Genomic DNA, 11027 nt, shown 5'->3' on the forward strand with positions numbered 1-11027 from the left:
TATGAAAAAACTTTTTTTACTTATTTTACTAACTATAACAAGCATTAGCTTCTCTCAAAATGATTATTTATTGGGAGAAAGTTATTATAGAGAAGGTGAGTATAAAAAAGCAACTCAGGTTTTTAAAAAACTGTATTCTAAAAGTCCGTTTAACACTTCTTATTTAGGAAGATTAATTTCTTGTTACCAAGAAACTGATCAATTTTTAGAAGCAGAAAAGCTATTAAAATCAAAAATTAAAAAGAACCCTCAACAAGGTTTTTTATATATTTATTTAGGTTATAATTATCAACGTCAGCAATTAAAAGAACTTGCCAATAATAATTATCAATTTGCCTTAAACTCTTTAGATAAAAACGCTTCTTATGGAGCTATAATTGGACGTATTTTTAAAGAATATAATCTTTTAGATAATGCAATTTTAGCCTATCAAAAAGTAATGAAAAAAAATGAAAATGCTAATTATAACTTTCAGATTGCACAGATTTATGGAGAAAAAGGAGATTTTAAAAAAATGTTTGAATCTTATATTAATTTGGTAGATAAAAACGAAAAATATTTTAGCCTCGTACAAAGATATACAAGTAAATATCTTACAGAAGATTCTAAAAACGAAGCTAATATTTTATTTAGAAAAACACTTTTAAGAAAATCTGCAAGTAACCCAAAAGATGTTTGGAATATTTTATTAAGCTGGTTGTTTACACAACAAAAAGATTATGGAAAAGCATTAATTCAACAAAAAGCATTATACCAAAGAAACCCAATAGATTTAAACGAAATTTTTAGTCTAGGAAAAATAGCTTTTAATAACAAAAGTTATGATAATGCAAAAAATTGTTTTGATTTTATTACAGAAAATTCTACTTTAAATGAAGAAAAAATTGATGCTTATTTATACATTTCAAAAATTGCAGTTGCTACTAAAAATACAGAAACAGAAAAATTATTTCAATCTCTTTTTAAAGAATTTGGTAAAAATACATTAACCATAAAGTTGCAAGTAGCATATGCAGATTTTTTAACGTTTACAAAAAGCAAACCAACAGCAGCAAAAGTTGTTTTAGAAAAAGCCTTAACTTTTTCTCGTTCTAAATTCGATAAGGCAAGAATTAAACTTAAATTAGGAGATATTTTAGTTTTTACAGAAAAATATAACAAAGCATTAATTTATTTTTCTCAAATTCAAACCAATCTAAAAAATCACGAATTGGCACAACAAGCTCGTTTTAAAGTAGCGCAAACAAGTTATTTTAAAGGCGATTTTTCTTGGGCAAAAGCACAATTAAAAATACTAAAAAGTTCTACAACCCAATTAATTGCAAACGATGCCTTAGAGTTGTATTTAATCATTACAGATAATGAACCTGTAGACTCTATTCCTTCTGGATTAACCCAATATGCAAAAGCATCTTTGTTAGCTTATCAAAATAAAACAGAACAAGCAATAGAAACTTTAAATATTATAAACAAAGATTTTAAAGGTCAACCCATAGAAGATGAAGCTTTATTTAAACAAGCAAAATTATTTATAAAACGAAACCAATTTGAAGCAGCAATTACAAATTTAGAAAAAGTAATTTCATTAAACCCAGAAGGGGTTTTAATAGATGATGCTTATTATGAATTAGCAGAATTGTATAAAAATAATTTAAATAACCTCGAAAAAGCATCAGAATACTATCAAAAGATTATTTTTGATTATTCTTCGAGTATTTATTTAGTAGAAGCAAGAAAAAAATATCGTAAAATTAGAGGAGATAATATATAGTTGTTGGTTTTTAGTTGCTGGTTTCTGGTGTGGAACTAAAAACTAATAATAAAGAACCATCAACCAAAAACAAAAAAAATGTATATATACAACGTAACTATAAATATTGACAATAACATTCATAAAGAATGGTTAATTTGGATAGAATCTCATATTTTAGATGTATTAAATACAGGTAAATTTATTTCTGCAAAATTAACAGAAGTTTTGGTTGAAGAAGAAATGGGAGGCAGAACTTATTCTGTTCAATATACAGCAAATACTAAAGAAGATATTGTAGATTATTATAAAGTAGATGCAGAAAAATTAAGAGGTGAAGCGCTTAAAAAATTTGCCGATAAAATGTTAACTTTTAGAACAGAATTAAAAGTAATTAAAGAATTTTATCCTACAAGTTTAGAAAATTAAAGATGAATAGCTTTTTCTACAACCACAGAAAAAAAATTCCTTTTGTTGGAGTTTTTTTATTAATTTTAGGAATAATAGTTGCTTATTTTAAGTGGGGTTTTGAACCTGAAGAAACTATTGCTGGAGTTTTATGTGGATTAGGCTTAAGTTTAACCATTATTGGTTTTGGAATTAAAAAACCGACAAAAATATGAGTGTAAAAGCAAAAAAACATTTAGGTCAGCATTTTTTAACCGATGAAACAATTGCAAAAGACATTGCAGATGCTTTAACTGAAAACGGATATGATGATGTCTTAGAAATAGGACCAGGTATGGGGGTTTTAACAAAATACTTGTTAGAAAAAAAAGCAAAAGTTACTGTAATGGAATTAGACAGAGAATCTGTTACTTATTTACATGATATTTTTCCTTTAGAACATATAAAACTAGATACATCAAAAGAAAAATTCCATATAATTGAAGGCGATTTTTTAAAGAAAAATTTACAAGAAACTTTCAATAAAAAACAAGTAGCCATTATTGGTAATTTTCCATATAACATTTCTACACAAATTGTTTTTAAAGCAATAGAAAACAGAGCATATGTACCAGAATTTGCAGGTATGTTTCAAAAAGAAGTAGCCAAAAGAATTGCAGAGAAAGAAGGTAGTAAAGTGTATGGAATTCTATCTGTTTTAACACAAGCTTTTTTTGATGTAGAATACTTATTTACAGTACCACCAACCGTTTTTAATCCACCTCCAAAAGTAGATTCTGGTGTGATTAGATTAATCAGAAAAAAAGACTTTTCTCTTCCAGTAAATGAAAAATTATTTTTTAGAGTTGTAAAAACAGCATTTAATCAGCGAAGAAAAATGTTGCGTTCAAGTTTAAAATCTTTTAAACTTTCAGACTCTTTGAAAGAAGAACTTATCTTTACAAAAAGACCTGAGCAACTCTCTGTAAATGACTTTATAGAATTGACAAAAAAAATCGCAGAAAATGGCATTTGAAATAACTCCATACTATCTAGAAAATCTTAAAAATCTTATAGATTCTAATAACGATAAAGAAGTAAGGTTTTTATTTAAAGAAGTACATTACGCAGATGTTGCAGAAGTTTTAGACGAAGTTAGTTTTGATGAAGCTATCTATATAATTAAACTTTTAGACAGTGAAAAAACGTCTGAAATTTTAATGGAATTAGACGAAGATATTCGTGAAAAAATTCTAGAAAATTTATCTGCAAAAGAAATTGCAGAAGAAGTTGGAGAAATGGATACTGATGATGCAGCCGATATTATTGGTGAATTATCAGAAGAAAGACAAAAAAGAGTAATTTCTGCATTAAAAGATGATGAGTTAGTTGCAGATATTAAAGAGTTATTATCTTATGAAGAAAATACTGCTGGTGCTTTAATGGCAAAAGAATTAGTAAAAGTCTATGAAACATGGACAGTTGCTGGTTGTATGCGTAGAATTAGAGGACAAGCAAAAGATGTTACTAGAGTGCATTCTATTTATGTAGTAGATAAAAAAGAAAAACTTATTGGAAGACTTTCATTAAAAGATTTAATTATTGCTAAAAGTGATCAAAAAATTTCTGAAATATACATACCAAAAGTAGATTACGTTAATGTAAATGAAGATGATGAAGAGGTTGCTAAAATTATGGCAAAATACGATTTAGAAGCCATACCAGTAGTAGATAATCATAACGTTCTACAAGGAAGAATTACAATTGATGATATTGTAGATGTTTTAAAAGAAGAAGCAGATAAAGATTATCAATTAGCTGCTGGTTTAACAAAAGATGTAGATTCTGACGATAGTATTTTACAACTAACAAGAGCACGTTTGCCTTGGTTATTTTTAGGTTTAATTGGTGGTGTTGGAGCATTTTTAATAATGGAAGGTTTTCATAATATTTTTACTAAATATGCAGCTTTGTTTTTTTTTACGCCTTTAATAGCAGCTATGGCTGGTAATGTTGGTGTACAATCTTCTGCTATTATTGTACAAGGTTTAGCTAATGATGATGTAAAAGGAAGTATAAATAGTAGACTTTTTAAAGAAATGCTTTTAGCTGCATTAAACGGAATTATTTTAGCATTATTCTTATTTCTTTTTGTTTGGGCGTATCAAGGTAAAATGGACATGGCTCTTGCCATTTCTGTTTCTTTAGTTATTGTAATTATAGTAGCTGGCTTAATAGGTACATTTGTACCACTATTTTTAAATAAAAGAGGTATAGACCCAGCAATTGCTACAGGACCCTTTATTACAACTTCTAACGATATTTTTGGAATCTTAATTTATTTTATGATTGCAAAAGTGATTTTAGGTATATAAAAAAACCTTTCAGTTTTACTGAAAGGTTTTTCCCTTTTTCTCTTAATATTAGATATAAGCCCCTAATTTTATATCGGCAATTAATCCCTTTTTCTTGTAGTATTTGGCTAAATAGTACACTACAAATTTACATTACTTACAAAGTTTAAGAATGTAAAAGCCGAAAGTTAAAATGTGGATTTCCGCAAAAGCAAAAAAATTAATCAATAATACCTAATTCTTTGGCTTTTAAAACTAAATCTGTATTATTATTGGCATTTAAATCTATTCTTAAATTGCCTAATTTAGTCTCTATGGTACGAAGTTTTAAGAAAGAGCCATCTCCTTTTGTTACTATACCTTCTAAATTTGAAATTTTAGGATGATTAGGTAGCTCTTTTAGTATTTGAATAGCAACATCATCCATTTGAATTTGAATGACGTTTCTACGCATTATTTTTTGATGTATTTCATGTGTGTAATAATAATCATTTGCTAACATTTTATTTAAAGCGAACCCTATTTCTGTTGCATCACATTTACTTTTTAGCAAATATGCATTAGGGTTTAAGTTACTTATAACATTATAAACTCTATTGGTTTCTGTATGACCTGTAATTACCGCTATTTTAATATCAAAATCGTTATTTTTAATCGCTTTTATAAGTTCTTCTCCTCCATCTAAAAGAGAATCTTCTGTAGAATTATCAAAACTTAAATCTGTAAATAAAATTTGAAACGGATTTGTATTCTGATTGGTTTTTATCAACTGAAACGCTTTATCACAAGTATTTGTTGTAACAACATCAAAATTGCCAACTTCTTTTAAAGAACAGATTATTCCTTGTATTACTAATTGATGATCGTCTGCAATTAAAATTCTTGTTTTAGTTTCCATTTTTAGGGATTTCAATATTTAAAGTTGTTCCTTTTTCTTTTTGGCTATCAACAGAAAAAACACCATTAATTTCTTCTACTCTTTCTTTCATGTTTTTTAATCCTATTCCTTTCTTTTTAGAATTGATATCAAAACCTTTTCCATTATCATTTATGGTTAAAAATAATATTTTTTTAGATTCATTAAAGCTCAAAATTACTTTAGATGCATCTGCGTATTTATCAATATTTTGCAAACTTTCTCTTATAGATAAAAATAATGTTCTTTTAATTGATTTGTTAATTTCTTTCCATTGAACAGAATTGATATCTTTAATTCTAATCATAAAATCTGCATCAAAATAATCTGAAACTAAATTTATAATTTGGTTTTTAAAAGAAACCTCATCAAAAGAAACACTACTTAATTGATGTGATAAACTTCTTACATTTTCTTTAACCCTATCTAGTTCTTTAGATTCATCAACTAAATTGTTTTTTTCTAATTTTTTATATAGCATTCTAATATCGCCAGCAACTTCATCATGTAAAGATTTTGCAATCTGTTGGCGTTCTTTTTCTCTAGCTTCAATCTGTAAAAGTTTACTTTCAAAAAGTAATTTTTTTCTTCTATTAAGAACAACTGTTGTACCAAGACCAATAAACATAATACCAGCACCTGCAATTAACCAACCTATAGATTTTTGCTGTTTTTCTCTTTCTAAAAGCAATTCTTTTTGTTGGTTTTCTAATTTTAAATTAGCATTCTCTTTATCTTTTTTCTCTGTTTCATATCTTACTTTTGCAAATTGATTTTTTAAACTTCTCTCTCTGGTAAATAAACTATCGTTTAATTTAATATATGCCTCTAAATATTTTTTAGAAGTTTCTCCTTTGGTTACTTGAGATAAAAATTGTAAACATTCTAAAACTTGTTCATTATTTCTTGTTTTTTTTCCTAATTCTAAACCCTTGTTTGCATGTTTTTTTGCTAAAACGTATTGTTTATTTTTTAAATAAGCTTCTGCTAAAAGACTATGTGAAACACTTTGCGCAAAAAGGTTTTTAGATTTAACTCTACTTTTTAAAACGGTTTTATAACCTTCTATTGCTTTTTTTGTTTTTCCTTGCCTAAAATATAAAGAGGATAAATTTCCTAAAAGGTTTTGGTATTGCTTAGGGTACTTTATTTCTAGACTATCAAAACTTAAACCTTCTTTATACAAAGAAGATGCTTTTTTAAAATTCCCTTCATCTTTAAAGGTCACACCTATATTGTTCAACAAGTTTAAATAGTTAATTTCTCTTCTATGTTTTACAGGATTAAACTTCGTAATTTTTTTTGCTTTTATATAATAATCTCTAGCCTCTTTAGGCCTTTCTAAATGACCTAAAGCATTACCTAACGTTTGGTATAAAGAAATTAGAGTTCTATATGCTTTGGTGGGCTCTATATATTTTAAACCTTCAATTGTTGTTGTTTCGCATCCTAAAAAGTCTAATTCTTTTACTTGAAGAATTGCCATAGATAATAACCTTCTACCAATTTCTGTAGAATCTTTTAGACCAATAAAAATATCTTTTGATTTTTGATAATAATAAAAAGTACTATCTAAATTATTTTTTATTTTATGATTTAAAGCTTCTAAATGATAAGCTTTAGCTAGAGAAAAAGAATCCTTCTTAAGTTGAAAATGTTTTAGTAATTTGCTTGATGAAAATGTTAGCCCTAAAGTATCTTTAGCAAAGTAACTATGTTTTGCGTATTCAATACTTGTTTGTTGAATTAAAGAATCTATTTCTAATTCTTCAGACAGCAGCACTGCTTTTTTTAAATATAAAAATTTATTTGCTCCATTCGCGTTATCTAAATAGAAAGCAACAGAGTCTATATTTTTACCTAATTCTTTCTTTTGAGAAAACATAGAAATGCTTACAAACAATAAAAAAAATAGTGCATTTATCTGCGTAAATAATAAGCTATTTAGCCTTTTAAATAAAGGGTGTTTACTCATCCTCTTAAATAATTAAAGCTCTTTACAAATTCTTTAATTTTTTCTTCCACTAAATTCATATAATTAGAATTATTTTTTAGCTCTCTAAAAATAGAATTTTAAAATTAAAAAAAACTATAATTTGTTGATTTTTTGAAATATATCCCAAAGTACAACACCTGTTGTAACAGAAATATTTAAAGAGTGTTTTGTGCCTAATTGAGGAATTTCTATACACATGTCTGATGCATCAACAACTTCTTGTTGTACTCCTTTTACTTCATTCCCCATAACAATAGCATATTTTTCATCTTTCTTCGGATAAAAAGTATCAAGTTTTGTAGAGTTTTCTGCTTGTTCTATTGCCAAAACTTTTATGTTATTTCTTTTAAGTTTTTCAACCAAAGTCAAAGTATCTTCTACATATTCCCAAGCAACAGACTCAGTTGCACCCAAAGCTGTTTTATGAATATCTTTATTTGGCGGAGTTGCGCAAATACCACACAAGTAGATTTTTTCTATCAAAAAAGCATCAGAAGTTCTAAAAACAGAACCAATATTATTTAAACTTCTAATATTGTCTAAAACTACAATTAATGGTGTTTTTGTAACGGTTTTAAATTCATCAACCGAAATTCTACCTAACTCGTTATTTTTAAGTTTTCTCATATCTTGTGAATAAGTTCACTGTAAACTGCTACTAAATACTGCTTACTAATTTTTATCTTCGCAAAACTAACTGAAAATTTCCAAAAACTTGGCAAAAGCGAAACCAAAAAAGGTAACACCTTTAATGAAACAATACAATGCTATCAAGAATAAATATCCTGATGCAATGTTGCTTTTTAGAGTAGGTGATTTCTACGAAACTTTTGGTGAAGACGCTAAAAAAGCTGCTGGAGTTTTAGGAATTACCTTAACAAAACGTGGCGCAGGAAGTGAAACAGAAACTGCATTGGCAGGTTTTCCTCATCATTCTTTAAATACTTATTTACCAAAATTAGTAAAAGCAGGAATGCGTGTTGCTATTTGTGATCAGTTAGAAGATCCAAAAATGACGAAGACCATTGTAAAACGTGGTGTTACAGAATTAGTAACTCCTGGAGTTTCTTTAAACGACGAAGTTTTACAAACCAAAACTAACAACTTTTTAGCGGCGGTTCATTTTGATAAAAAACAACTCGGAATTTCATTTTTAGATGTTTCTACAGGTGAATATTTGGTTGCTCAAGGAAATGCAGAATACATTGATAAATTATTGCAAAACTTTAGTCCGAGTGAAGTTTTAGTTCAAAAACAAAACAAACAACAATTTTTAGAGTTGTTTGAAAACAGATATTACACGTTTTATTTAGATGATTGGGTTTTTCAAAAAGAATATGCAAACGAAACTTTACAGAATCATTTTGAAGTAAAAAGCTTAAAAGGTTTTGGAATTCAGGATTTAAAAAACGGAATTATTGCTGCTGGTGCAGTGTTGTATTATTTGTCTGAAACGCAACATAATCAGCTAAAACACATTCAACATATTAGCAGAATTGCTGAAGATAATTATGTTTGGATGGACCGATTTACTGTTAGAAACTTAGAATTGTACAATCCTAATTCTGTAAATGCAGTCACGCTTTTAGATGTGATTGATAAAACAATTTCACCAATGGGAGGACGTTTGTTAAAGCGTTGGTTGGCATTGCCTTTAAAAAATATTGACGAGATTAAAAATCGTCATGAATTGGTGAAATTTTGTATAGATTCTGACGATTTTTCTCAGACGGTAACGTATCAATTAAAACAAATATCAGATTTAGAAAGATTGATTTCTAAAGTGGCTACTGGCAAAGCTTCACCAAGAGAAATTGTCTTATTAAAAGATTCTTTAAAAGCAATTTTACCAATAAAATCATCCGCAGAAAAAAGTAAAAATAATGCTGTAAACAAACTCGGTAATCAATTACATACGTGTACAGATTTAATTGAAAAAATTAATGAAACTTTGTTTAACGATGCTCCTGTTAACATAAATAAAGGAAATGCAATTGCCAATAATGTTCATCAAGAATTAGACGATTTACGCGCAATTTCTAACTCTGGTAAAGAGTTTTTAGATAATATGCTAAAACGCGAAACTGAACGCACAGGAATCTCTAGTTTAAAGATTGCTTTCAACAACGTTTTTGGCTATTATATAGAAGTTAGAAATACACATAAAGACAAAGTTCCAGAAGAATGGATTCGTAAACAAACCTTGGTTTCTGCAGAAAGATATATTACAGAAGAACTAAAAGAATACGAAACAAAAATTTTAGGTGCTGAAGAGAAAATAGCAAAATTAGAACAAGAAATATTTTCTAAATTATTACAATATATTATCCAATTTGTACAAATTGTACAAGAAAACGCTCAAATTATTGCAAAAATTGACTGTTTACTCTCTTTTTCAGTTTTAGCAATTGACAACAATTATGTGCGCCCAATTATGGATGAAAGCACGGATTTAGATATTAAAAACGGACGTCATCCTGTTATAGAAAAACAGTTACCAATAGACCAAACGTATATTGCAAATGATGTTGTTTTAAACAGAAATCAACAACAAATAATTATGATTACTGGACCAAATATGTCTGGTAAATCTGCTATTTTAAGACAAACAGCTTTGATTGTTTTATTAGCACAAATGGGAAGTTATGTACCTGCACAAAATGCTAAAATTGGTATTGTAGATAAAATTTTTACTCGTGTTGGCGCAAGTGATAATATTTCTATGGGAGAATCTACTTTTATGGTAGAAATGAACGAAACTGCCTCTATTCTAAATAACGTTTCTGAACGTAGTTTAATTCTTTTAGATGAAATTGGTAGAGGAACTTCTACTTATGATGGAATTTCGATTGCTTGGGCAATTTCTGAGTTCTTGCATGAACATCCAACAAAAGCAAAAACATTATTTGCAACTCATTATCACGAACTCAATGAAATGACTACCACTTTTGAGCGCATTAAAAACTTTAATGTGTCTGTAAAAGAGTTAGAAGACACTATTATTTTCTTGCGTAAATTAGTTTCTGGAGGTTCTAATCATAGTTTTGGTATTCATGTTGCTAAACTTGCAGGAATGCCAAATATGGTGATTCATAGAGCGAATAAAATTTTAGAAAAATTAGAGAAAAACAACAAAAATGCTGAAGTTAAAGACGCTTTAAAACAAACGCAAGAAGAAGAAATGCAATTGAGTTTCTTTCAGTTAGATGATCCTTTGTTAGAAAACATTAAAGAAGAAATTTTAGCAACTAATATTGATACGTTAACTCCTATTGAAGCTTTAATGAAGTTGAATGAAATTAAAAGAATGCTGATAAAAAAGTAATATACTGTCATTTCTAAAAAAAACTAAATAATATTGAGAAATCTTAAACTATTTGTTTTGTCATTTCGAACGAAGAGAAACGTAGTTGAGAAATCTTAATTATTTTTTTTTGTTAGATTTCTCCACAAGGTCGAAATGACAAATTAGAATGAAAAGTAAATAACGTGAGTTCGACTTAAGCAATAGCATTATTAGGTAACATATTCGGGATTTTTATAGAAGGTTTTTTAGGTAAAAAAGAATATGCAATTAGCCCAGAGATCATATTTGTTATGAAATTATCAAAAGATCTATGTCTA

General features: G+C 27.8%; 9 protein-coding genes. 6 read left to right on the top strand and 3 right to left on the bottom strand.

The features are described from left to right. The 5 genes from ABJG40_RS14300 to mgtE all read left to right on the top strand — a co-directional run. On the top strand, window positions 1-1771 hold a 1771-nt coding region (locus ABJG40_RS14300), incomplete at its 5' end, for a tetratricopeptide repeat protein (protein ID WP_348025271.1). 78 nt (window positions 1772-1849) lie between these two features. Continuing rightward, a complete protein-coding gene (locus tag ABJG40_RS14305; RefSeq protein WP_348025272.1) occupies window positions 1850-2179 on the top strand; it encodes a DUF4286 family protein in 330 nt (109 codons plus the stop codon). Window positions 2180-2181: 2 nt separating this feature from the next. Beyond that, on the top strand, window positions 2182-2373 hold the full coding sequence (locus ABJG40_RS14310) for a hypothetical protein (RefSeq protein ID WP_348025273.1): 192 nt from the start codon (window positions 2182-2184) through the stop codon (window positions 2371-2373). Beyond that, on the top strand, window positions 2370-3173 hold the full coding sequence (gene rsmA / locus ABJG40_RS14315; RefSeq protein ID WP_348025274.1) for a 16S rRNA (adenine(1518)-N(6)/adenine(1519)-N(6))-dimethyltransferase RsmA: 804 nt from the start codon (window positions 2370-2372) through the stop codon (window positions 3171-3173). The genes ABJG40_RS14310 and rsmA overlap by 4 nt, the downstream gene beginning before the upstream one ends. Next, window positions 3163-4512: a magnesium transporter gene (mgtE, locus tag ABJG40_RS14320; protein ID WP_348025275.1), complete on the top strand. Its 1350-nt coding sequence runs from the start codon at window positions 3163-3165 to the stop codon at window positions 4510-4512. The genes rsmA and mgtE overlap by 11 nt, the downstream gene beginning before the upstream one ends. A gap of 199 nt (window positions 4513-4711) precedes the next feature. On the opposite strand, the gene ABJG40_RS14325 is transcribed toward mgtE, so the two are convergent. The 3 genes from ABJG40_RS14325 to ABJG40_RS14335 form a co-directional block, all read right to left on the bottom strand. Next, window positions 4712-5389: a response regulator gene (locus ABJG40_RS14325; RefSeq protein ID WP_348025276.1), complete on the bottom strand. Its 678-nt coding sequence runs from the start codon at window positions 5387-5389 to the stop codon at window positions 4712-4714. Further along, entirely contained in the window at window positions 5379-7382 is a 2004-nt protein-coding gene (locus tag ABJG40_RS14330) for an ATP-binding protein (RefSeq protein WP_348025277.1), read from the bottom strand. The genes ABJG40_RS14325 and ABJG40_RS14330 overlap by 11 nt, the downstream gene beginning before the upstream one ends. Window positions 7383-7496: 114 nt before the next feature. Beyond that, window positions 7497-8030 carry an RNA methyltransferase gene (locus tag ABJG40_RS14335; protein ID WP_348025278.1) on the bottom strand — a complete coding sequence of 178 codons (534 nt, stop codon included), beginning with the start codon at window positions 8028-8030 and terminating at the stop codon, window positions 7497-7499. An 88-nt stretch (window positions 8031-8118) separates the two neighbouring features. Here ABJG40_RS14335 and mutS point away from each other — a divergent pair, with 88 nt between their 5' ends. Continuing rightward, a complete protein-coding gene (mutS, locus tag ABJG40_RS14340; RefSeq protein ID WP_348025279.1) occupies window positions 8119-10728 on the top strand; it encodes a DNA mismatch repair protein MutS in 2610 nt (869 codons plus the stop codon). Window positions 10729-11027: the final 299 nt, after the last annotated feature.

Origin of the sequence: Polaribacter sp. (assembly GCF_039939415.1) — a bacterium.
In the GTDB taxonomy this organism is placed as follows: Bacteria; Bacteroidota; Bacteroidia; order Flavobacteriales; family Flavobacteriaceae; genus Polaribacter.